Below are 22005 nucleotides of genomic sequence, written 5' to 3' on the forward strand. Positions count from 1 at the left end.
CGGCGGTGCCGGCGGCCGGGCGGTGCCGGCGGCCGGGCGGTGCCGGCGGCCGGGCGGTGCCGGCGGCCGGGCGGTGCCGGCGGCCGGGCGGTGCCAACTGCTGGGCGGTGCCAACTGCCGAGAGCTGGACGGGGAGGGTCAGCGGTGCGGGCTGCCGGCCGGGCCGGCGTTGGCGTGGTCGCGGTGGCGGGCCGGGTCGAGACGGCTGATCAGGTCGTCGAGCGCGCCGACCAGGTCGCCGGCCGGCGCCCCACCCGGGTCGCCGGCCTGGGTGATGCCCAGCTCGGCGAGGCTGGCGCGGACCCGCTGGTCGAGGCGGTCGTGCTCGCGTCGGCCGCGGGCCGTGAGGTAGGCGCGGATCCGCCGGCGGTCGATCGGATCGATCCGGCGGAAGACGAGGTTACGGTCGACAAGCTGGTCGACAAGCTTGGTGAGGGTGCCGGGAGGCAGTGACGCCTCGGCGGCAACCTCGGTCATCGGGTGGCCCTGGCCGTCGGCGAGCAGGCACAGCACCCGCCATGCCTCGATGGTCAGCGCGTCGTCGGCCAGGACGGCGCCCAGTCGGCGGGAGAGCAGCCGCTCGGCGCGGGTGAGCGAGCGCAGCAGGTCCGCTGGCGCCCCGGGCACGTCTGACATGAAACTCCCTGGTCCGGTGGCCCTGTCATGCTACCGAGTCGTCCCGGTCCGTGGTGAGCTCTGGTCTTCCGTCGTGGACCGGGCAATCATGTGCACATGTCCGCGCCGGCACCGCCGTGGCTGACCGTCGACCGTGCCGTGGTCAGCATCGCCCTGGTCTATCCGATGCGCGGGCCGGCCGGCATGTTCGGCCCCACCTGCGAGCTGTGTGCGCAACTCGCGGTCGAGGAGATCAACAGGTCTGGCGGGGTGCTGGGTCGGGAAGTGCGGCTGGTGTTCGTCGACGGTGGCGCACCGCCGGCCGAGGTTGCTGCCGAGGTCGAGGCGTTGGTGTCGGTGGGGGCCGTGCAGGGTGTGACGGGGTGGCACATCTCCTCGGTGCGCCAGGCGCTGGCACCCCGCGTCGCGCACCGGGTGCCGTACGTCTACACCGCACTCTACGAGGGCGGTGAGCGTACCGAAGGGGTCTTCCTGACCAGCGAGACGCCGGACGCCCAACTGTGGCCCGCGATGCGGCTGCTCGCCGGAGAGCAGGGGGCGCGGCGCTGGTTCGTGGTCGGCAACGACTACGTGTGGCCGCGGCGGACCGCGCGAGCCGCCCAGTCGTACGCGCTACGCAGCGGTGGACAGGTGGTGGGCCAGCACTTCCTGCCGTTGGACGCGCACCAGTTCGACGAGGTGCTGCGCCGCATCGAGCACAGCGACGCCGACGCGGTGCTGATGCTGCTCGTGGGCGCGGACGCGGTGCGATTCAACCGGGCGTTCGCCCGCTCCGGGCTGGACCAGCGCTGTCTGCGGCTGAGCACCCTGATGGACGAGAACATGCTGCTGGCCAGCGGCGCCGGCGCGACCCGCCGGCTGTACAGCACCGCGGGCTTCTTCGCCGGGCTGGTGACCCAGGAGAACCTCGACTTCCACGGCGAGTTCGCCCGTCGGTTCGGGATCGAGGCGCCGCCACTGGGCAGCCTGGGGGAGTCCTGTTACGAGGGTGTGATGCTGCTGGCCGCGCTGATCGGCCAGGCCCGCACCCTCGACGTGCGAGCCATCGAGACGGCCGCCGACACCGTCGCGTACCACGGTCCGCGCGGGCGGTTGCGGTTGCGGCGGCGGCACGTGCGTCAGCGCATCTACCTCGCCGAGGCCGACGGGCTCGACTTCACGGTGCTTGCCCAGCTCTGACCGGCGACCGGGTCGACGCAACCCTTGACAGCCGTACCCGACGCGGCCCTAAGATACTTCCTGCGTGAAGGATCTGCCCTCTACGGGCGGCTGCCACCAATGTGTGTCCACGATCGGCGACATCATTCGCCGACCATTGTGATGGCATTTTTTTCGAGCATTCCAGCGGCCGACACCGTCTTTCCCCGACGGTGTCGGCCGTCTTTTTGGCGACCGTGCCGCGCGGTTGGCGGGAAACACTCAATTAAGGGCCGGGAAACACGATCGCAATGATGCCGGTCGACGCTTTCCCTGCCCGCATCCGCTGCGGTGCCCCGGTGACGTCCACCCGTCGACCCCGGCATCGCCCACCTGAGATCCACCGGACCGCACCGACCGTCCATTCGCCACGTGAGTGCACCGCAGGGGAGAATTGATGTCATTATTCCGGGGCCGCCGCATCCTGGCGGGTGCCATGACCCTGGTCGCCGCGGCAGCGTTGACCGCGTGCGGCAGCAAGACCACCGACAAGGGCAGCGCGGCAGGCGTCGCCGCCGACGTCTCCGGCGACACCGTCAAGGTCGGCCTGCTCAACTCGCTCTCCGGCACCATGGCGATCAGCGAGGTCACCGTCCGCGACTCCATCATGCTCGCCGTCGAGGAGATCAACGCGGCCGGCGGCGTCCTCGGTAAGAAGATCCAGCCCGTCGGCGAGGACGGCGCCTCGGACTGGCCCACCTTCGCCGAGAAGGCGGAGAAGCTCATCTCCGAGGACCGGGTCGCGGCCGTCTTCGGCTGCTGGACGTCGGCCAGCCGCAAGGCGGTCAAGCCGGTGTTCGAGAAGAACAAGGCGCTGCTGTTCTATCCCGTGCAGTACGAGGGTCTGGAACAGTCGCCCTACATCTTCTACACCGGCGCGACGACAAACCAGCAGATCGTTCCCGGGCTCGACTATCTCAAGGCGCAGGGCGCGAAGTCGGTCTATCTGGTCGGCAGCGACTACGTCTTTCCCCGCACCGCCAACAAAATCATCAAGGCGTACGCGGCCGCCAACGGGATGACCGTGTCCGGCGAGGACTACGCGCCGCTCGGGTCCACCGAGTTCGGCACGATCGTCAACAAGGTCAAGTCGGCCGGGGCCGACGCCGTGTTCAACACCCTCAACGGTGACAGCAATGTGGCCTTCTTCAAGGAGTACAAGTCGGCCGGGCTGACCGCCGCGGCGATGCCCGTGGTGTCGGTGTCGATCGCCGAGGAGGAGGTCAAGGGAATCGGCACCCAGTACCTGGAGGGCCAGCTGACCGCCTGGAACTACTACCAGACCACGCCCGGGGCGGCGAACTCGAAGTTCGTGGCCGCGTACAAGGCCAAGTTCGGGGCCGACAAGCCGACGAGCGACCCGATGGAGGCCGCGTACGTGGCGGTGCACCTGTGGAAGGCGATGGTCGAGAAGGCCGGCGCCTTCGACGTGGAGAAGGTCCGCGCCGCCTCCGGGGGGATCACTCTCGACGCGCCGGAGGGCATGGTCACTGTCGACGGCCCGACCCAGCACATCGCCAAGACCGCCCGAATCGGCAAGATCGGCGCGGACGGCCTGATCAGCGAGGTGTGGAACTCCGGCAAGCCGGTGCAGCCGGACCCGTACCTCAAGACCTACCCCTGGGCGAGTGGCCTGAGCTGACGATGCCGGCCCGGGCGGGGCGCGTTGCCGCGCGGCCTGCCCGGGCCCCCCGACCAGCAGTACGGAGTACCCACCGTGACAGTCCTCTTCGGTCAACTCTTCACCGGCATCAGCATCGGCGCGGTGCTGCTGCTCATCGCTCTCGGCCTCGCGCTGACCTTCGGCCAGATGAACGTGATCAACATGGCGCACGGTGAGTTCATCATGGCCGGCGCGTACACCACATACGTCCTGCAACAGAGCATCACCGGGGCCGGCCTGTCGCTCGTGGTCGCGCTGCCGGTGGCGTTCGTGGTCGCCGGCACGATGGGCGTCCTGCTGGAGATGCTGCTCATCCGCCGGCTCTACGCCCGACCGTTGGACACCCTGCTGGTCACCTGGGGGGTGTCGCTGATGCTGCAACAGCTGGCCCGCGACGTGTTCGGCAGCCCGAACGTGCAGACCCGCGCCCCGGAACTACTGACCGGCAACGTGGCGCTGCCGGGCGGGCTGACCATCGCCAACAACCGGCTGTTCATCCTGGCCCTCGCGTTGGCCGCCGTCGCGGCGCTCACCCTGGCGCTGCGGCTCACCCCGCTGGGGCGCCGGATTCGCGCGGTGGTGCAGAACCGCGACCTCGCCGCGGTGTCCGGCATCCCGACCGCCCGGGTCGACCGGACCACCTTCTTCGTCGGCTCCGGCCTGGCCGGGTTGGCCGGGGTGGCGCTGACCCTGCTCGGCCCGATCGGCCCGACCATGGGCACCAACCTGATCATCGACGCCTTCCTGGTCGTCGTGGTCGGCGGGATCGGCCAGCTCAAGGGCAGCGTGATCGTCGCCTTCGCCCTCGGTGTGCTCCAGGCCACCGGGGAGTACCTGACCACCCTCAGCGTCGCCAAGGTGATCGTGTTCGTGGCGATCGTCGCGTTCCTCCAGTGGCGGCCACAGGGCCTGTTCACCCTGCGGACCAGGAGCCTCGCATGACCGCCGTCACCCCCGCGCCCCCCGGCGCCACCACCGGACCGGCGCCCACCAGCCCCGCACCTCCGGCTCGGACCGGCGGTCGTACCCGGCTCCGGACCGCCGCCGGCTTCGCGTTCGGCGCGGCACTGCTGTTCGCCGTGGCGCCGCTGGCGCTGTCGGACTTCCGGCTGGCGCTGCTCGCCAAGTATCTCTGCGTCGCCATGGTGGCGGTCGGCATCGGGATCGCCTGGGGCCGGGGCGGGATGCTGACCCTCGGCCAGGGCGTCTTCTTCGGCCTCGGCGGCTACGCGATGGCCATGCACCTCAAGCTCGCCGACGCGGGTCCCGGTGGGATGCCCGACTTCATGCAGCTGTACGGGCAGCTCGACGAACTGCCACTGTGGTGGCGGCCGTTCGCCAGCCCGTGGTTCGCGCTGCCCGCGACGGTGCTGCTGCCGATGGCTGTCGCCTTCGGGCTCGGCTCGCTGGTGTTCCGTCGCCGCGTCCGGGGCGCGTACTTCGCCATCCTCAGCCAGGCGCTCGCGGCGGCCATGGTGATCCTGCTGATCGGGCAGCAGGGCACCACCGGAGGCACCAACGGGCTGACCGACATCAAGGGCTTCTTCGGCTACGACCTGGACGACCCGGTCAACCAGCGGATGGTCTACTTCATCATCGCCGCCACGCTGCTGGCGTTGCTCGCGCTGACCCGCCAACTCATCCAGAGTCGCTACGGGGAGCTGCTGGTGGCGGTCCGTGACGGCGAGGAGCGGGTCCGTTTCCTCGGCTACGACCCGGCGTCGGTCAAGCTCGTCGCGTACGTCGTGGCGGCGGGCATGGCGGGGCTGGCCGGGGCGCTGTTCGTGCCGGCGGTGGGCATCATCTCGCCCGCGTTGATCGGCATCGTCCCGTCGATCGAGTTCGTCATCGGGGTCGCGGTGGGCGGCCGGGCCACCCTGCTCGGCCCGGTGCTCGGCGCGGTGGCGGTGGCCTGGGCGCGTACCGCCCTGTCGGAGCGTTTTCCCGGCACCTGGACGTACCTGCAGGGTCTGCTCTTCGTGGTGGTGGTGGCGTTCCTTCCCGGCGGCCTGGCGTCGCTGTGGGCGCTGGCCCGCCGCCGGGAGGACGGCGTGGCAGCGCGTCGGCGTGGGTGGTTACCAACGACTCGGCGACGCGCCGAGCGGGCGGAGGTGCCGGCGGCATGAGCGAGGAGCGGCTGGACGGGTTGTCCGTCCGTGACGTGCGGGTCAGCTTCGACGGGTTCACCGCCGTCGACGGTGTCTCGTTGGAGGTGCCCGCCGGTGACATCCGGTTCCTGATCGGGCCGAACGGCGCCGGCAAGACCACACTTGTCGACGCGATCACCGGCCTGGTCCGGGCCACCGGTTCGGTCCGGTTCGGTGAGCACGAGCTGCTGGGCCGCCCGGTGCACCGGATCAGCCGGTTGGGCATCGGGCGCACGTTCCAGACCTCGACGGTCTTCGAGGAGCTGTCGGTGTTGCAGAACCTCGACATCGCGGCGGGCGCCCGTCGCGGCTGGGCGACCCTGGCCCGTCGTCGGCGCGTCATTCCCGACGAGGTGGCCGCGGCCCTGGAGACCATCGGGCTGACCGGGCGCGCCGGGCACCTCGCCGGGACGCTCGCGCACGGCCAGAAGCAGTGGCTGGAGATCGGCATGCTGCTGGTGCAGGACGTCCGGCTGCTGTTGCTCGACGAGCCGGTCGCCGGGATGAGCCACGAGGAACGCGACGCCACCGGCGCCCTGCTGGAGACGGTGAGCCGGGACCGCACGGTGGTGGTGATCGAGCACGACATGGACTTCCTGCGCCGGTTCGCGCGCACCGTCACCGTGTTGCACGCCGGTCGGGTGCTCAGCGAGGGCACCGTGGCGCAGGTCCAGGCGGACCCGCGCGTCCAGGAGGTCTACCTTGGCCACCCGGTCGAGGCCGGGGCAGGCTCCACCGTTCGGGAGGCATGATGCTGACGCTGCGTGGGGTGCACGCCGGGTACGGGCGCTCGCGGGTGCTGCACGGGGTGGACCTCGCCGTCCCGCCCGACGGGGTGGCCGCCGTGCTCGGGCACAACGGCGCCGGCAAGAGCACCCTGCTGCGGGTCGCGGCCGGGCTGCTGCGCCCGAGTGCCGGCACCGTCGAGTTGGACGGCGAGGACGTCACCCGTCTCGGGCCGCACGAGCGGGTGGCGCGGGGCATGGCGTACGTCCCGCAGGGCCAGCAGAGCTTTCCGCACCTGACCGCCGCGGAGAATCTGCGGCTCGTCGCCGACGGTCGGCGCGACGGTGCGGTGGCCACCGCCGAGGTGTTGGACCTCTTTCCGGCGTTGCGCCCGTTGCTGCGGCGGCGCGCCGGGTTGCTCTCCGGCGGTCAGCGCCAGCAACTGGCCATCGCCCGGGCGTTGATCACCCGGCCGAGGTTGCTGATGCTCGACGAGCCGACCGAGGGCATCCAGCCGTCGGTGGTCGCCGAGATCCAGGAACGGATCGTCGAGTTGACCCGGCAGTCCGGGTTCAGCGTGCTGCTCGTCGAGCAGCACCTGGGCTTCGCGTTGCGGGTGGCGAACCGCTATCACGTGCTGGAGTCCGGCCGAGTCACCTCGCACGGCGACGGGGGTGTCACGGCGGAACGGGAGGTCCGGGCGGCCCTGGCGGTCTGAGCCTCGCGGCGCGCTCCGCCGACCTGGCCCGGAGAGTGCCCTCGGCTTCGTAGAATCCGTGCCATGCCGGAGATCATCGAGTTGCTGGCCTCGCCCGTGCACCGCTTCCTGGGCCGGCCCGCCGACGGCCCGGCGCCGGCCCCACCCGGTGAGCTTGTCGACGCCGTCCGGATCCGGGCCCACCTCGGCATCGTCGGCGACCGCTACTTCGGCCAGCAGGCGCACCGCGACGCCAGCGTCACGGTCATCGCCCAGGAGTCACTGCCGGTCGGCATCGGCCTGGCCGAGGTGCGGCGCAACATCCTCACCACCGGGATCGCGGTGGACGAGCTGATCGGCAGGGTGCTGGTCCTGGACTCCGGCGACGGCCCGGTCAGCCTGCGGGTCAACCGGGCGGCCCGGCCGTGTGCCTGGATGGACGTCACCATCGGCCCGGGGGCCTGGAAGGCGTTACGCACCACCGGTGGCGTCCGCTGCACGCCACTCACCGACGGGACCCTGCGCGTCGGGCCGATCGACGCCGTGGTGAGCTGAGGAAACGATTCGACGTCAGCGCCCCCGGACCGGCATGGTGTGCACCGGACACCGCCCGGTCGGGGCGGCCGACCAGCGCCCGGGGGAAGCGGCAATGCGGCAATCGGTGACGGATCAACAGGTCGAGGACGGGACGATCCTCCAGGTGGTGGTGGGGTCCCGGGCGTTCGGCCTGGCCGGTGCGGCTTCGGACACCGATCGGCGCGGGGTGTACGCGCTGCCCGCCTCGGCGTTCTGGGGGCTGCGGAAGCCCGCCTCGCACCACGAGGGGCCGCTCCCGGAGCAGATGCGGTGGGAGGTGGAGCGGGTCTGCGCGCTGGGGCTGGCGGCCAACCCCACGGTCCTGGAGGTGCTGCACTCTCCGCTCGTCGAGACGTGCACCCCGCTGGGCGCGGAGCTGCGGGCGCTCACGCCGGCCTTCCTGTCCCGCCGGGTGGCCGACACCTACCTGCGGTACGCCACCGCTCAGTTCGGCAAGGCCGAGCGCGGGGTCGCCCGCTCCGGCACGCCGGTGTGGCGGCACGTGATGCACCTGATCCGCCTGCTGACCGCCGGGGGTGACCTGGTCCGCACCGGCCGCCTGGTGTTAGACGTGGGCACCGATCGGGACCGTCTGCTGGCGGTCAAGGCCGGTGCGGTGCCCTGGGACGAGATCGTGGCCTGGCGGGACCGGCTGGTGCGCCGGATGACGGCGGACCTGGCCACCAGCCCGCTGCCCGAGCTGCCGGACGAGGTGAGGGTGGAGCAGTGGTTGATCTCGGTCCGGGACCGCTCCGTGCGGTGCCCCGCGTGAGCACCTGGGGGTCCGCGGGTCTGCCGGCCGGCATCGACCTGACGGCGATCGTCGACGAGCAGCCGTACCCGCTGGTGTTCGCCACCATCTCCGGCGCCCACCTGTACGGCTTCCCGTCCACCGACTCGGACGTCGACCTGGACCTGGTCACGCACGACCTGCGCAAGTTCGTGCGGCTGATGCTGGGTCGCAACGGCTACGTGCTCGAACAGCTGCTGTCCCCGCCGTGGTGCGGACCACCACTGTGCACGCGGCGTTGGTCGAGCTGGCGCCGCTGGTACTGACCCGGCACCACGCCCACCACTACCGTGGCTTCGCCGCCACCCAGCGACGATTGTTCGGCACGACCGGTGAGCTCAAACCACTGCTGTACGCCTTCCGGGCGCTGCTCACCGGCGTCCACCTGATGCGTACCGGTCGGGTGGTGGCGCACCTGCCGAGCCTGCTCGACGCCGAGACGGCGCCGGCGTACCTGGCCGACCTGATCGCGGCGAAGCGGACCGCCGAGCACGGCGGACTGGGCGACCTTGTCGCCGGCGCCGTCCTGGATCGTGACCTCGCCGAGCTGACGGCACGGCTCGACCAGGCGCACCACGACACCCGGCTGCCCGTGCAGCCCGCCGGGGCGGCTGCGCTCAACGACCTCGTGGTGGCGGCCAGGCTGGCCGATCCGGCGAGGTGACGTCGCCGTACGCCGATGCGTGGTAGAACCAACACGCGCACCGGTTCGCGGAGCTGAGGGCAGATCCGGGCCGACCGGACGGACCTGAGGCGAACAGAGGTGGTGGATTGATCCCCGAGCTGCGGCAGCTCATCGAGGAGCTGCGGGTGGACCTGGCCGACCAGCCGGCGAGCGTGGCGTTCGCCGAGTTCGGCGAGGGCGCCGCCATCGACGCCGTCCCGGTGGGTGTGCCGGACGACCTGCGGGACCTGCTGCTGGTCGCCGACGGGCTGCGCGCCGGTCGGGTCGAGCTGGCGTCCACGGCGACCCTCACGGGGATCCAGTACCACCTCGACTACGCGCCGGACTTCTCGTCGATCCCCGAGGACCGGGCGGGCTGGCTGGTGATCGGCACCCGCAGCGACGAGCCGATCTTCATGGACCGCGGCACGGGCGCCATCTGGTACTTCCCACCCAACGGCACCGAGTGGTTCATGGCCGACGCGTTCGAGGAACTCGCTCCCGACCTCGGCTCCTTCGTGGACTACTACCTGCTCGGCCCGGGTTACGCCGAGCTGACCCCCGGCGACGACAGGTGGTTCGCGTTCCTCGACGAGCAGGGCCTGCTCGACACCGACGACGACACCTGAGCCGGGTCAGACCGGGCTGATGTGTGCGGCGAGGACCCGCCAGCCGTGCGGGTCGTCGTGGACCCAGGTCCGGGTGTAGCGCAGGCGCGTCGCGAACGCCGCCCCCTCGTACACCCCGGCCACCCGGCCCAGGAAGAACGTCACCCCGGTCTTGCCGACGACGAGCAGGTCCAACTCCTCCTCGACCAACTCCTCCACCACCGAACGGCGGTCCCGGTGGGCGGTCAGGTCATCCTGCTTGGTGTACGCCCGACCGTCCGGGCCGATGGCGATGAGCTGGTCGACGAGTAGTTGGTCGAGGGCGGTCACGTCGCCGGCCCGCTGGGCGGCCTGCAGGGTCCGCTCGGCATCGAGCAGCTCTGCCTCGCGTGCGCTGTCCGGCATGGTGGCGTCCTCCCGATCGGTGTCGGCCCGGTGTGACCGTCGGCCCGGGCTGTCCGCATTGTGGCAGCCGGCGGGAGCACGCGGCGGGTGGATCGCCAGTGGCGGTCACAGGCTCAGGCGAATCCGTACGACTGTCTCGCCGGGGCTGGTGAGCACGGCGACCTCGTCGCAGATCTGCTCCACGATCGCCAGCCCCCGACCCCGCATCGCGTCGGCGGCCGGCATGCGCCGGCCCAACGCCCGGGTCGGCCCCCGGTCGACGACGTCGCAGAACAGCTGACCCGACTCGGCCCAGAGCCGGACCCGGCCGCCGCCGGTGGTGTGCTGCAACGTGTTGGTGGCCAGCTCGCTGACCGCGAGGGTCAGCAGCTCCACCCGATCGGGTGGCAGGCCCCGGGTCAGCGCCCCGACGCTGACGAACGCGCGCAGCGCTCGTACGTCGGTCGCGACCTGGTACGACATGGTGTCCGCGAGATGGGCGGGGATGCTCTGGTCGGCCACGGCCTCCGGTCGCTCGGCCGGCATCAGCCCGCCATCCGCGCGTTGTCGGCGAGCGTCACCACGACAGGCCCGGGTGTGGGGAACGTGCGAGCCGCGAAGTGCGCCATCGGGCAGCAGCAACCCTTCTCCTAGCGACAGCTGGTTGTCGGCACATCATGTCACCTGTTGGCCCGCTGGCTGTGCCACCCGTTCGGCGGCCGATCCGGCGACGCGCGGTCATGCCGGCCACACCGCCGCCCGATGGCCGCGTCGGCTGGTGCCGGGTCGGTCGGGAGGCCGGGTCGGTCGGCCGGGGGAGCCACGTCGGTCAGGTGCCGGGTCGGTCAGGGGGCCGGGTCGAAGGCGATGGACTCGCTCAGCTCGCGCCAGCGCGCGTCGGATGCGGCCAGGGCCTCGGCGGCGGCCGAGGCGCCCGCCACCGCATCGGCGCCGAGCAGCAGCCGCAGGGGCGGGTCGTCGACCCGGGTGATCTGGATGATCGCCTGGGCGGCGCGGGCCGGGTCGCCCGGCTGGTTGCCGCTGGCCTGGCGCAGCCGCTGCACGGCCGGATCGATGACCGGCCGGTACGGGTCGCTGATCGGCAGCATGCTCATCGACGAGCCGGCCCAGTCGGTCCGCAACGCGCCCGGCTCGACGCTTGTGACCCGGATCCCGAAACCTTCGACCTCCTTGGCGAGCACCCCGGAGAAGCCGCTGACCGCCCACTTGGCCGACTGGTACGCGCCCAGCCCGGTACTGGCGACCCGGCTGCCGACGCTGGAGATCTGGAGGATGTGCCCGCGCCCCTGGGCGCGCATCGCAGGCAGGGCCGCGCGGGAGAGATTGACCACCCCGTAGAAGTTGGCCTCGATCTGGGCCCGGAGGTTGTCCTCCGGCATGTCCTCGATCGCGGCGACGTCGGCGTACCCGGCGTTGTTGACCAGGATGTCGAGGCTGCCGAACGTGTCCACGGTGGTGCGGGCGACGGTGTGGGCGGCGGCCGGGTCGGTGACGTCGAGGGCCACCGTCCGGACCCGCTCGCCGTACCTGTCGCTCAGGGCGTCGAGCTGGGCCGGGTTGCGGGCGGTGGCGACCAGGTGGTCGCCGTCGGCCAGTACGGCCTCGGCGAGCGCCCGACCGAGACCCCGGGAACAACCGGTGATGAGCCAGACTCGCGGCACGTGGTCTCCTCCGGGCGGGTGGGCGGTTGCTAGGGGCGGATGTCCAGCGCGCCGACCAGGTCGTCGCGCAGGGTGAACCGGTAGCGCAGTTCGATCGGGCTGCCGGGGAAGTCGCCGGACACCCGGGTGCGGATCAGGTACGAGTCGCCGGCCTGCGGGGTGACACCCACCGGCTCGGCCGTGTACGAGTAGGCATCCATCGTCTTCTGCCGCCAGGCGCGGATCGAGGCTCGACCGTCGTAGAGCCGGTCCTCGTCGGCGACGCTCGCGGTGTCCGCGAAGCAGGCGACGAAGGCATCGAGGTCCCGGTCGTTGACGGCCCGGAAGTACCTGTCGATCACGTCGGGCAGGTCCACCGCCATCTGCTCCTCCTGCGACACGGGCCGCCGTCGGGCAGCCGTCGGGTTCCCGGTCCGACCTCACCGTACGAGAAGCGGACGGCGCCGCGCGGAGCAACGAACAGAACGACCGGGCGCGCGACCGGAGCGCGCCCCGTGGTGGCCGTCCGGCCCGGTGGGTGGGTTTGCTACCGGTGTGCCCGGGTAGGCACGCCTTTCCGGAGCGAAGGGCGGGGGCATGGCCGAGCTGAGGTTCGTCGACAAGGTCGCGGCGCGGGCGGGCATTCCGCCGGAGCAGGCGTACGCGCTGACCGAGGCTGTTCTGCGGACCCTCACCGAGCGCCTCAGCGGCGGTGAGGCGGGCGCGTTGGCCCCGCACCTGGCCGAGGAGTTGAGCCCGCTGCTGGTCAAGGCCGCGGAGCCGCCGGAGGCGTTCGGCTCCGACGAGTTCCTGCGCCGGGTGGCCGACCGCGCCGGGATCGACAGGCCCGCCGCCGAGCGGGGTACCCGCGCCGTCCTGCAGACGATGCACCGGGTGGTCGGGCACCGGGAGTTCGAGGATGCCCTGGCCCAACTCCCGTCGGAGCTGCGGGCGTTGGCGCAGCCACTGCCGCACGGCCCCTGACCGACGCGGGTACCGCCGGACGCCCAGGTATCGATGACCGTTCGGTCCCTGGCGTGCCGGGCGCGACGCCAGCTCTACTGTGCGTGACCAATCGAACGCGCAGTGGTGTTGCCCGGTCATCGCGCCGGTCATGCGCTGCTCCGATCCGAGGAGCGTTTCCTTGACGTCCGTGGTGTCCCCGCGTTCCCTGTTGACCATCGCGACGACGGCAGTCGTCGCCCTGACCACCGTCGCCCCCGCTCCCGCCGCCGCCTCCCCGCGCACCTACCGGGTCGTCGACCTCGGCACCCTGAGCGGAGGCGACGGCGCCGCGACCGCGATGAACGACCGCGGCGACATCGTCGGCTGGAGCACCGTCGCCAGCGGCGCCCGGCACGCCGTGCTCTGGCGACACGGCGTCATCACCGACCTGGGCGTCCTGCCGGGTGACACGGATTCCGAGGCCGTGGACGTCAACGAGTTCGGCGACGTGGCGATCACCTCGTTCGGCGCCGACTACCTGACCCGCGCCGTGCTCTGGCGCAACGGTCACCTCGTCGACCTGGGCACCCTGGGCGGGGAGAACAGCGTGGCGATCGGCGTCAACGACCGGGGACAGGTGCTCGGCACCAGCGATCCCGCAGGCGAGATGTCGCACCGGGTCCTGTGGCGCAACGGCTCCGTCACCGACCTGGGTCTGCAGTACTTCTACGAGTACACCGCCGACGTCAACAACGCCGGTGACGTGGTGGGCGGGTGGAACGTGCCGCCGCGGGACTATCCGTGCACCTGCGTCGGCGGCTTGTTGCACCGGGGTGTGCTCACCCAGATCGGCAGCGAGGCGATCGGGATCAACAACCGGGGCCAGGTGGTGGGCGCGGCCAACGGGCGGGCCTTCCGCTGGCAGAACGGCACACTCACCGACCTGGGTACGCTCGGCGGCTACTGGAGCCGGGCCATCGCGGTCAACGACCGGGGCGACGTGGTGGGCCAGAGCACCACCACCGTGCAGTGGCACCCGTTCCTCTGGCGCGACGGGGTGATGACCGACCTGACCACGCGGGGCGTGCTGGAGACCGACGTGATCGAGGACATCAACGTCCGGGGCCAGTTGGTCGGCGCCCGGGTGAACCGGCCGGTGCTGTTCCGCTGAGCGTCGGTCCGGTCCCGGGCGGGGGCGTCAGGGGCGTGACCCGACCCGCCGGTCGGGCCACGCCCTCGCCGAGGTCAGCCGGTTACCCCGCTACCGACGACCCACTTCTGATGTGCGCCGCCCGAGTACGTGCCGAGCTGGATCTGGGTGCCGTTGGCGGTGCTGCCGCCGGCGGCCTCCAGGATCTTGCCCGACTGCGGATTGCGGATCGACCCGTCGGACTGCGGCTGCCAGACCTGCGCACCGGTGCCGTTGCAGGTCCAGAGCTGGACCTTCGTTCCGTTCGCGGTGCCGGCGTTGTCCACGTCCAGGCACTTGCCGAGCACGCGGTACGTGTCGTCGACACGTATCCAGGACTGCGCCGCGGTGCCGTTGCAGGTGTAGAGCTGGATCTTGGTGCCGTCGGCCAGGCCGGAGTTGTCGACGTCCAGGCACTTGCCGCCGGCGCCGGTGATGGTGCCGCCGGTCGGCGGCGGAGGACTACCCGGGATGGAGTTGAGCGTGTACCACGCCTCGGTGCTCCACAGTGACTGGCCGCTGGTGGAGGTGAACGGGCGCGGCGAGCGCAGGTGCACCACCCGGCCGGCCTTGCGACCGGGCACCGTGAGGCTCACCTTCTTTCCCTCCGAGGAGAGGGTGGCCGAGGTGACGGTGAGCGTCTCCTCGTCGATCTTCGGCCCGCCGTAGTTCGACGTCGCCACGTACCGCCACTGCTTGATCTTGTAACGTGCGGCCAGCTCGGCGGCGGTCTCCGTCGAGACGGGCTGGGTGTACTCCACCTCGAAACCGGTCGTGGTGGCCCGCATGGCGAGCATCTCGAACGTGGTGGTGCTGGTCGGGGTGAGCTTCTGCAGGCCGTACGACAGCTTGCCGGTCTGACCCCAGTTGCCGCCCGCGCCGAGCCCGCCGACGTAGATCGCGCCGTCCGGTCCGACGTTGACCTCCGAGACGCCCGCCTCCAGGCCCTGGGTGAGCCGGAACAACGCGCCCTGGTACTCGCCGTTGACCTTCTCCACATTGGCCCGCTGAAGGCCGCCGTAGGTCACGTCGCCGATGACGAACTGGCCGGCGTAGCGGCCGCTGGTCAGGTAGAACGGCGTGCTGGGCGAGTTGGCGATCTCGTTCTGCGGCATCCAGAGCACCGGAGAGGTCACCTGGGCGGTGTCGAAGGGGCCGGCCGGGTTCGTGTAGTGGTTGAAGAATCGTCCCTGCTTGACGTGCAGCAGCTTCGACGAGGGCAGCCAGCCGCCCTGGTTGTCGGTGACGAAGATGCCGCCCTCCGGGCCCCACCCGATGCCGTGCGGCGTACGCAGGCCGCCGGCGACGTAGCTGACCGCGCCGGTGTCCTTGTTGACCTTGAGGGTGGTGCCCCGGTTGACGGCGGGCTGCGGGTTCGTGGTGGCACCGCCGGAGTTGATCGACACCGACAGGTTCAGGTAGAAGAACCCGTCCTGATAGAGCAGCCCGAACGCGAACTCGTGGAAGTTGCCGCCGTACGGCCAGGTGGCGACGGTGTCCAGGCGCTCGGCCACCTCGTCGCCGCCGGTGTTGACCAGCCGGGTCAGCCGCTGCTTCTCCGAGACGTAGACCACCCCGTCGACGACCTTGAGACCCTGCGGCTCCTTCAGTCCGCTGGCGATCCTCTTGGTGGTCACAGCGCCCGAAGTGGTCGCGCCGCCGGTGTTGCCGAGGATCCAGACCTCACCGTCCTGGGAGGCGCCGGACTGGTCGCTGCCGCCCCAGGTCGAGATGACCAGCCGGCCGTCGGCCAGCCAGTCCATCCCGGTGACCTTCGGCTGGAAGCCGCTGGGCCGCAGGTTGGTGAGCGTGTAGCCGGGGTGCACACCGGTCAGCGGCAGGCCGTCGCCGGGGGTGTCGGCGATGCCCTCGCACTCCTTGCGGCCCGGCGCGGTCACCCGGACCACGCCGGCGTCGGTGCTCAGGGCCGAGTTGGGTACGACCACGAAGGACGACGAGCCGGGTGTCTTCCATTCCAGGGTGATCTGCTGCCCGCCCCCACGCTCGAAGTGGTCGATGCGCAGCGGGTGCAGGCCGGCGGTGAGGCTGACGGTGCCCTCCTTCGGCGGGGTCGCGCCGTGCAGGCCGTCATGGTTGATCACGACGGTGTTGTCGATGGCCAGCTTGGATCCGTCGTCGCTGCTGAGCCGGAACGTGTAGCTGCCGGCCTGGGTGGTGGTGATGTTGCCGAGCACCTGCGAGACGAAGTTGTCCTCGAAGCCGAAGTCGGACGCCGAGGTCCAGTTGATCGTGGACATGAGTTTGTCCACGTTGGGGGTCTGCGCCGGCTTGAGGGTGCAGAGTTCGGAGAGCGGCACCTGCACGTCGAAGACGCGCAGCGTGACACCCGGTTCCTGCGCGGGGGCGGCGCTGGCCGGAGCGGCCCAGAGGCCGGTGGTGAGGACGAGTGCGAGCGCACCCAGGACAGGATGGGGGAGTCGGCGTTGCGGGCGTAGGCCCATCGTTCCTCCAGGAGGCAGTGGAGTGTCCGACGGCCGGTGCGAGGCAGCGGTGAGGATGGCCGTCGGGCCCGGCTCCGTAACGTCCTCGACGCCGACGAGTGACATTGCGGAAACACCGGGTTGATGGGTCGAGACATTAAGGCGCTTCGATGGAGCTGTCCATGGCTTCGCGTCGATACATCAAAAGTTCCTCATGTCCGTGCGAAAGTTCGCGCTGTTACGCGATGAATGTCGGATACGCCGGGCGTCAGGGGCGGCGTCGGCGGGCGGGCCACCGGCCTTCGGCAAGGCAGGCCATCGGCCTTCGGCGAGGCGGTCCGCCGCTCTCGCAACGTCGGGGAACGCCGCTCGCGCCGCATTGACGACGAGGCTCGCGATCGTTGATGCTCGTGCCCGGCGGTGATCGGGGAGGTTTCATGGCGTTGCTGGATATCGCTGTCACGACGCTGGGCGGCGGGCTCTCGGCGACCGTCGGGGTCTTCGTCGGCGGGGTGCTCACCCGCCGTGCGCAGGACCGACACTGGCTACGGGACCGGCAGCTCATGGCCTACCAGGACCTGCTGCGTGAGTACGCCACGTTCTCGATGATCCTGCGGCGCGCCCACCTGGATCGCACGGGCTGGGACTATGACTGGGGAGCCTGGAGCTCGGCACTGATGTCAGCCAGCCTCGTCGCGCCGAGCACGGTCATCGCCGAGATCGACACGTTCGGCCAGGCGGTGCGGCGACTCCTGGACGTCACCGCGGGGGTGGACACGACGACCGCGCCCCTGTCGCAGGATCAGTTCGAGCAGGCGATGGTGGCGCCGGCCGAGGCGCAACTGGCCCTGGTCAATGCCATGCGCAGATCCGTGGGACGGGATCAGAGGCCGCTGTCGACGTGGCTGGGCGGGGCAGGCGGCCGTCCCGAGCACTGGCAGAAGACTCAATCCGGACACGACCCCGCCGCCGGTCCACAGCCGGCCTGACCCGCGCCCCAGACCACCCGCCACTGGCCGGCTGGCCTACCGCCGTCCGCGTCGGGCCGGGCCGCCGGACCGATTGCTGGGCCCGCGGGTCGGGGTGGCGGGCTTGCGGGTCGGGGTGCCGCCCGTGCCGGCGGGCCGACGTCTCGGCGTGGTGGCACCGCGTGTGGCGGGTCGACGGCGGGCCGCCACCAGCACGATCGCGGAGACCACGACGACGATCAGCGCCGGGACCAGCCAGGACGGGAACCCGCCGTCCCGTTGCTCGTCGGCGGCGCCGGCCGGATCGCTCGCCGGGGTGGCATCCGTCGGGCCGCCGGTCGCCCCGGGGCTCGCCGACCCCTTGCCCTCGGCCTGGGCGAGCAGTGCCGCGTCCGGCCCCGCCGTGGGCGCCACCCAACCGGCCGGCGCCGGCGTACTCGGGCCCTGGTAGTCGAAGGTGACGGTGCCCCGCACCGCCTCACCGTCCGAGGCGACGGACAGGTAGCTCGCGGTGTAGCGGCCCTTCGCCGGCCAGTGCGCGACGGTCACCATGGCCGGGAAACCCTCGTGGTAGAGCCGGGGCTCGAACACACCGTTGACCATGAAGTATTCGGTGACCGGCTTGTCCAGTCGCTTGGGCTCACCGAAGGACCAGCCGTTGTCCACGCGCGAGCCGTTCGGCCCGCTGACGGCGAAGTGCGCGTTGGCGGCCGGCTTCTCGGTGAAGTACAGGGCCAACCGGGTCAGGGGCTCGCGCACGACGGTGCCGGTCAACGGGGTGGAGGTCGCCAACTGCCCGTGCGCGGACGCCGGAGCGGCGGGCAGCAACAGCGACACCGCAAGCACCGCGGCCAACGCCGCCGTCGTACGGCTCAGGGCGTTACGCGCAGTGACAAACCTCGATCGCATCCGTTCATCATGGTCATTTCCCCGCCGCCGAACAAGACGTAGAGTTCTCCTCCCCGACGATCACCTCGACACCCGTCCCCTCGCGTCGTTCGGAGTCCACCCGTGTTCCTCCGTACCCCCGCCACCCGCACCGCTGTCGCCCTCGCCGCAAGCGTCCTCACCGCCCTGCTCGCCGCTGGTTGTGGGCACGACGACGACCCCTCCGTGACCACCCCCTCCGCGCCAGCCACGTCCGCCGCCCCGCCGAGCGCCGCCACCACCGCGCCGAGCCCGACGGCCAGCCCCACCCCCAGCCCACCGGCGGCGGACCGCGAGATCGTCGTGACGATCGCGAAGCGGCGGATCAGTCCGCCCACCGGACGGGTCACCGTGGCCAAGGGACAGCTGGTCCGGATCACGGTCACCTCGGACGTGTCGGACGAGCTGCACGTGCACGGCTACGACCTGGGCGCTCGACTGCCGGCCGGCACGCCCGGCTCGGTGGAGTTCCGGGCCGACAAGACCGGTCTGTTCGAGGTGGAGACGCACGAGACCGAGCTGGTGCTGTTCCAACTCGTCGTCCGCTGAGCGAGATGGCAACCCCCGCAACGGTGCTGGCGCACGGCGTCGGTGGCCGCCAGGACCTGCCGATCACACTGCCGCAGCTTGTCGTCGCCGCCGCTCTGACCCTCGTCGTCACGTTCCTCGCGCTGGGCCTGCTCTGGCGCGAACCCCGACTCGACCGGGACGCGACAGGTGGACGCCCGCTGCCCCGCTGGCTCGCCCGACTCATCGACGCGCCCACGTTCCGGTGGACGCTGCGCGGGCTCGGCCTGCTCGCCGCCGCCTGGTTCTGCCTGGGTCTGCTGGGCGGGCCGGACACCCCGGACAACCCGACGGCCGGCGCGCTCTACGTGCTGCTCTGGGTGGGGCTGACGCCCCTGTCACTGCTGCTCGGCCCGGTCTGGCGGGCGCTCAACCCGCTGCGTACCGTGCACCTCCTCGCCGCGCGGGCGCTGCGCCGCGACCCGGAGCGTGGGGTTCGTGAGCTGCCGCCGGGTGTGGGCCTGTGGCCGGCCGCCGCCACGCTGTTCGGGTTCGTCTGGCTGGAGCTCGCCGCACCCGACCGGGCCACCCTGCCGGTCATCACCGCCTGGCTCGCCACGTACGCGGCGGTCATGCTGGTCGGGGCGGCGCTGTTCGGGGCCGGCTGGTTCGACCGCGCCGACCCGTTCGAGGCGTACGGCGCCCTGGTCGGTCAGCTCGCCCCGATCGGCCGTGCCGCGGACGGCGTGCTGGTCTGGCGCAACCCGCTCGACGGGATCGCCGGGCTGCGGCCCCGGCCCGGACTTGTCGCCGTGGTGGTCGTGCTGCTCGGCTCGACAATGTACGACAGCCTCTCCAACGCGCCGGGCTGGCTGCGCTTCAGCCAGGAGAACGGCCTGCACCCGGCGGTCACCGGCACCGGTGGACTGGTCCTGGTCAGCGCCGCCGTCGCGGTGGCGTACCTGCTCGCCACCGCGGCCGCGGCCCGCATCGGCCGGGCCGACCCGGCCGACGCCCGAGCGGTGCCCGGCGAGATCGCCCACTCGATCGTGCCGATCGCGGTGGGCTACGTGGTGGCGCACTACTACTCGCTGCTGATCCTGGAAGGCCAACGCACCGTCGCGCTGCTCTCCGATCCGCTGGGCACCGGCGCCAACTGGCTCGGCACCGCCGGCTGGGAGCCGCACACCGGGCTGGTCACGCCCTCCGGGGTGGCCACCCTCCAGATCACCGTCATCATCCTGGGACACCTGGTCGGCACACTGCTCGCCCACGACCGGGCCCTGTATCTGTTCCCCCGGGCTCGGGCGGTGGCCGGGCAACTCCCGCTGCTGGCGCTGATGGTCGCGTACACCATCGCGGGTCTGCTGATGCTCTACGCGGGGTAGCCAGGCCCGGCGCCGCCCCGTGCGCCATGATGGCCCGTGGACTCCGCTCTTCGGCACTACCTCGACGACCTGGTCACCGCCGCCCGCGACGTGCTCGGAGCCGACCTGGTCGGCACGTACGCGGCCGGCTCGGTGGGGCTCGGCGCGTACCAGGCCGGCCGCAGCGACGTGGACGTGGCGCTGGTCAGCGCCGGGCCGCTCACCGACGCCGCCAAACGGACGCTTGTGGCCCGGCTGCGGCACGAGGCACTGCCCTGCCCGGCGCGCGGGCTGGAACTGGTCGCCTACCGGCGTGCGGTGGCCGCCTCCGGAACCCCCGAGCCGGGCTTCGAGGTCGAGCTGAACTCCGGCCCCGCCATGCCGTTCCGGTGCACCCTCGACCCCGCCGACCGGCCGGCCGCCGACGGCCGCTTCTGGTACGGGCTGGACCGCAGCATCCTGCACCAGAGCGGACTGCCGCTGCTCGGCCCGCCGGCGAAGGAGGTCTTCGCCGACCTCGCCCCCGCGGACCTGCGCCGCCTGCTCGTCGACGCGCTGTCCTGGTGGCTGGCCCTGCCGACACCGCCGGACGACAAGCCCGCACCCGGCACGGAGGACGCGGTGCTCGGCGCGTGCCGGTCGCTGGTGCGCCACCGCGACGGCGTCTGGCTGGCCAAGGTCGCGGCCGGCCAGCGGCTGATCGACGCCGACGACCCGGCCGAGGTGATCCGCCAGGCGATCACCGCCCGGCACGGCGGGCCGCCACCCACAGGCGCGCAGGCCCGCGCCTTCCAACAACGGGTACGCGACGAGATCGCCGCCACGTAGGCACGGGCCGGCAGCGGTCAGCGGATCGGCTCCGGGCCGAGATCGGGGACCAGCAGATCCATGGGCGGCCCCCACGGCAGGACCGACGTACCGACCTGCCGCCACCCGTTGCGCGCGTAGATCTCCCGTGCCCGGGAGCGGGGGTCGGAGGCGAGGGCGGCGTACCGCTCCGGCCGGTCGACGAGCAACCGCCGCATCAGCTCCGCGCCGATGCCCTCGCCACGGCGCAGTGGGTGGACGATCCACTCCATGACCGCCAGCTTCGACGCCGACCGGATCCGCGCGGGCGGTTCGGCGTCGGCTCGCGACCACCACTTCCCGGCCGACATGGTCCATCCGTAGGTCGCGCCGACCAGGGAGGAGCCCTCGGCGACGGTGACGAGGGTGAAACCGGGCCGGACGGCCTCGCCGGGCAGCCTGTCGCGGAAACGGGACACCTGGTCGGGGCCCTCCTCGTACGGCGGCTCGGCGTAGACACTCGCGTACAGGTCGACAAGCGGTCCGAAGAAGCGTGCCGCGTCGTGGCCGTGGCTTGTCGTGTAGGTCAGGGCCATGCCCGGATGCTAGCCGCGTACCCGCTCAATCAGCTCGCCGTACGCGGTCGTAGGCGGCCACCACCAGGGCATTTGTGGGTCGGTCGCCGAGTTCGATCTGCCCGAGGTAGCCGAAGTCGTACGCCGTCAGCTCGGCGAACTTCCGTAGCGACCAACCGGCAGCCTTGCGGTGCTGCCTGAGGGTGTTGAGCGCTCGACTCGTACCCCCGTCCGGTCGGCAGCCCGATGGTCCGGCGGCGGACGACGAAACACCGCACACTCCGCTGCGCCCTCTGTGGTCTTGCCGGGCAGACGGACAACACTGGCCCTGCCGCGAGGCACGGCTGCGGCTCACGGCCGAGTTCGACGGCAACCCGTCGGGGTTGACCATCTATCTGGCCAGCATGTTCTGCGAGGCCGCCCAGGACATCCACCATCTGGACCCGTCGAACGGACCCAGCCCGCGCGAGTTGTTCGACCGTTTCGTGGGCTGGGTTCGAAAGGGCAAGCCACCGGATAGGCAAGCTGTGTGAGCCTCGACGACAGGCGCG

25 protein-coding genes and 1 pseudogene are annotated in these 22005 nt (G+C 71.6%); 17 read left to right on the forward strand and 9 right to left on the reverse strand.

The annotated features are described in order from the left end of the window. Positions 1 to 138: 138 nt before the first annotated feature. Positions 139 to 636 (reverse strand): MarR family winged helix-turn-helix transcriptional regulator, encoded by a 498-nt coding sequence (locus tag ACLQ29_RS19770; protein ID WP_425772978.1) that lies wholly within the window; start codon positions 634 to 636, stop codon positions 139 to 141. Positions 637 to 732: 96 nt separating this feature from the next. Between ACLQ29_RS19770 and ACLQ29_RS19775 the strand changes: the two genes are divergently transcribed. The 10 genes and pseudogenes from ACLQ29_RS19775 to ACLQ29_RS19820 all read left to right on the forward strand — a co-directional run bounded on the left by ACLQ29_RS19775 (position 733) and on the right by ACLQ29_RS19820 (position 9725). Further along, entirely contained in the window at positions 733 to 1815 is a 1083-nt protein-coding gene (locus tag ACLQ29_RS19775) for a substrate-binding domain-containing protein (protein WP_425772979.1), read from the forward strand. Positions 1816 to 2230: 415 nt separating this feature from the next. Then, the gene (gene urtA, locus ACLQ29_RS19780; RefSeq protein WP_425772980.1) at positions 2231 to 3475 is read left to right on the forward strand and encodes an urea ABC transporter substrate-binding protein; all 1245 of its coding nucleotides are present in this window, start codon (positions 2231 to 2233) and stop codon (positions 3473 to 3475) included. A gap of 75 nt (positions 3476 to 3550) precedes the next feature. Beyond that, on the forward strand, positions 3551 to 4438 hold the full coding sequence (urtB, locus tag ACLQ29_RS19785; RefSeq protein WP_357253273.1) for an urea ABC transporter permease subunit UrtB: 888 nt from the start codon (positions 3551 to 3553) through the stop codon (positions 4436 to 4438). Then, positions 4435 to 5622, forward strand: coding sequence for an urea ABC transporter permease subunit UrtC (gene urtC / locus ACLQ29_RS19790; RefSeq protein ID WP_425772981.1), 1188 nt, complete (start codon positions 4435 to 4437; stop codon positions 5620 to 5622). Before urtB ends, urtC begins: the two co-directional genes overlap by 4 nt. After that, on the forward strand, positions 5619 to 6395 hold the full coding sequence (urtD, locus tag ACLQ29_RS19795; RefSeq protein ID WP_425772982.1) for an urea ABC transporter ATP-binding protein UrtD: 777 nt from the start codon (positions 5619 to 5621) through the stop codon (positions 6393 to 6395). The genes urtC and urtD overlap by 4 nt, the downstream gene beginning before the upstream one ends. Beyond that, positions 6395 to 7087, forward strand: coding sequence for an urea ABC transporter ATP-binding subunit UrtE (urtE, locus tag ACLQ29_RS19800; protein ID WP_357813753.1), 693 nt, complete (start codon positions 6395 to 6397; stop codon positions 7085 to 7087). The genes urtD and urtE overlap by 1 nt, the downstream gene beginning before the upstream one ends. Positions 7088 to 7150: 63 nt before the next feature. Next, positions 7151 to 7621: a molybdenum cofactor biosysynthesis protein gene (locus ACLQ29_RS19805; RefSeq protein WP_425772983.1), complete on the forward strand. Its 471-nt coding sequence runs from the start codon at positions 7151 to 7153 to the stop codon at positions 7619 to 7621. 94 nt (positions 7622 to 7715) lie between these two features. Then, positions 7716 to 8414 carry a nucleotidyltransferase domain-containing protein gene (locus tag ACLQ29_RS19810; protein ID WP_425772984.1) on the forward strand — a complete coding sequence of 233 codons (699 nt, stop codon included), beginning with the start codon at positions 7716 to 7718 and terminating at the stop codon, positions 8412 to 8414. Positions 8415 to 8434: 20 nt separating this feature from the next. Next, positions 8435 to 9096 (forward strand): annotated as a pseudogene (locus ACLQ29_RS19815) (nucleotidyltransferase domain-containing protein). Positions 9097 to 9203: 107 nt separating this feature from the next. Then, positions 9204 to 9725, forward strand: a complete 522-nt coding sequence (locus tag ACLQ29_RS19820; RefSeq protein ID WP_425772985.1) for an SUKH-4 family immunity protein — start codon at positions 9204 to 9206, stop codon at positions 9723 to 9725. A gap of 6 nt (positions 9726 to 9731) precedes the next feature. Here ACLQ29_RS19820 and ACLQ29_RS19825 read toward each other — a convergent pair whose 3' ends face one another. The 4 genes from ACLQ29_RS19825 to ACLQ29_RS19840 all read right to left on the reverse strand — a co-directional run bounded on the left by ACLQ29_RS19825 (position 9732) and on the right by ACLQ29_RS19840 (position 12132). Beyond that, positions 9732 to 10109, reverse strand: a complete 378-nt coding sequence (locus tag ACLQ29_RS19825) for a nuclear transport factor 2 family protein (protein WP_425772986.1) — start codon at positions 10107 to 10109, stop codon at positions 9732 to 9734. Between the two features lie 105 nt (positions 10110 to 10214). Further along, complete coding sequence (locus ACLQ29_RS19830; RefSeq protein ID WP_425772987.1) at positions 10215 to 10634, reverse strand: ATP-binding protein; 420 nt, start codon at positions 10632 to 10634, stop codon at positions 10215 to 10217. Between the two features lie 299 nt (positions 10635 to 10933). Continuing rightward, positions 10934 to 11770, reverse strand: a complete 837-nt coding sequence (locus tag ACLQ29_RS19835; RefSeq protein WP_393371266.1) for an oxidoreductase — start codon at positions 11768 to 11770, stop codon at positions 10934 to 10936. Between the two features lie 29 nt (positions 11771 to 11799). Further along, a complete protein-coding gene (locus tag ACLQ29_RS19840; protein WP_425772988.1) occupies positions 11800 to 12132 on the reverse strand; it encodes a nuclear transport factor 2 family protein in 333 nt (110 codons plus the stop codon). 214 nt (positions 12133 to 12346) lie between these two features. Between ACLQ29_RS19840 and ACLQ29_RS19845 the strand changes: the two genes are divergently transcribed. Then, entirely contained in the window at positions 12347 to 12733 is a 387-nt protein-coding gene (locus ACLQ29_RS19845; protein WP_425759208.1) for a DUF2267 domain-containing protein, read from the forward strand. Positions 12734 to 12902: 169 nt separating this feature from the next. Next, positions 12903 to 13865, forward strand: coding sequence for a hypothetical protein (locus ACLQ29_RS19850; RefSeq protein ID WP_425773095.1), 963 nt, complete (start codon positions 12903 to 12905; stop codon positions 13863 to 13865). Between the two features lie 74 nt (positions 13866 to 13939). Here ACLQ29_RS19850 and ACLQ29_RS19855 read toward each other — a convergent pair whose 3' ends face one another. After that, positions 13940 to 16345: a ricin-type beta-trefoil lectin domain protein gene (locus ACLQ29_RS19855; protein ID WP_425772989.1), complete on the reverse strand. Its 2406-nt coding sequence runs from the start codon at positions 16343 to 16345 to the stop codon at positions 13940 to 13942. Positions 16346 to 16728: 383 nt separating this feature from the next. Between ACLQ29_RS19855 and ACLQ29_RS19860 the strand changes: the two genes are divergently transcribed. Further along, positions 16729 to 17313, forward strand: a complete 585-nt coding sequence (locus ACLQ29_RS19860) for a hypothetical protein (RefSeq protein ID WP_425773096.1) — start codon at positions 16729 to 16731, stop codon at positions 17311 to 17313. A 36-nt stretch (positions 17314 to 17349) separates the two neighbouring features. Here ACLQ29_RS19860 and ACLQ29_RS19865 read toward each other — a convergent pair whose 3' ends face one another. Further along, on the reverse strand, positions 17350 to 18201 hold the full coding sequence (locus ACLQ29_RS19865) for a copper resistance CopC family protein (RefSeq protein WP_425772990.1): 852 nt from the start codon (positions 18199 to 18201) through the stop codon (positions 17350 to 17352). A 102-nt stretch (positions 18202 to 18303) separates the two neighbouring features. Between ACLQ29_RS19865 and ACLQ29_RS19870 the strand changes: the two genes are divergently transcribed. Genes ACLQ29_RS19870 through ACLQ29_RS19880 form a run of 3 tightly spaced genes read left to right on the forward strand, consistent with a single transcriptional unit; the run spans position 18304 to position 20921 of the window. Continuing rightward, on the forward strand, positions 18304 to 18768 hold the full coding sequence (locus ACLQ29_RS19870; protein WP_425772991.1) for a hypothetical protein: 465 nt from the start codon (positions 18304 to 18306) through the stop codon (positions 18766 to 18768). Positions 18769 to 18773: 5 nt separating this feature from the next. Further along, positions 18774 to 20114, forward strand: a complete 1341-nt coding sequence (locus ACLQ29_RS19875) for a hypothetical protein (protein ID WP_425772992.1) — start codon at positions 18774 to 18776, stop codon at positions 20112 to 20114. A 36-nt stretch (positions 20115 to 20150) separates the two neighbouring features. Further along, on the forward strand, positions 20151 to 20921 hold the full coding sequence (locus ACLQ29_RS19880) for a nucleotidyltransferase domain-containing protein (RefSeq protein ID WP_425772993.1): 771 nt from the start codon (positions 20151 to 20153) through the stop codon (positions 20919 to 20921). 17 nt (positions 20922 to 20938) lie between these two features. On the opposite strand, the gene ACLQ29_RS19885 is transcribed toward ACLQ29_RS19880, so the two are convergent. Together ACLQ29_RS19885 and ACLQ29_RS19890 are read right to left on the reverse strand one after the other, a co-directional pair. Further along, positions 20939 to 21475, reverse strand: coding sequence for a GNAT family N-acetyltransferase (locus ACLQ29_RS19885; protein ID WP_425772994.1), 537 nt, complete (start codon positions 21473 to 21475; stop codon positions 20939 to 20941). Between the two features lie 25 nt (positions 21476 to 21500). Further along, the gene (locus ACLQ29_RS19890) at positions 21501 to 21734 is read right to left on the reverse strand and encodes a helix-turn-helix domain-containing protein (protein WP_425773103.1); all 234 of its coding nucleotides are present in this window, start codon (positions 21732 to 21734) and stop codon (positions 21501 to 21503) included. On the opposite strand from ACLQ29_RS19890, the gene ACLQ29_RS19895 reads away from it, so the two are divergent. Next, positions 21661 to 21987 carry a hypothetical protein gene (locus ACLQ29_RS19895; protein ID WP_425772995.1) on the forward strand — a complete coding sequence of 109 codons (327 nt, stop codon included), beginning with the start codon at positions 21661 to 21663 and terminating at the stop codon, positions 21985 to 21987. The genes ACLQ29_RS19890 and ACLQ29_RS19895 overlap by 74 nt on opposite strands. The last annotated feature ends 18 nt before the right edge of the window (positions 21988 to 22005 follow it).

The sequence above is a fragment of the Micromonospora sp. DT228 genome (genome assembly GCF_049841595.1).
Lineage (GTDB): Bacteria > Actinomycetota > Actinomycetes > Mycobacteriales > Micromonosporaceae > Micromonospora.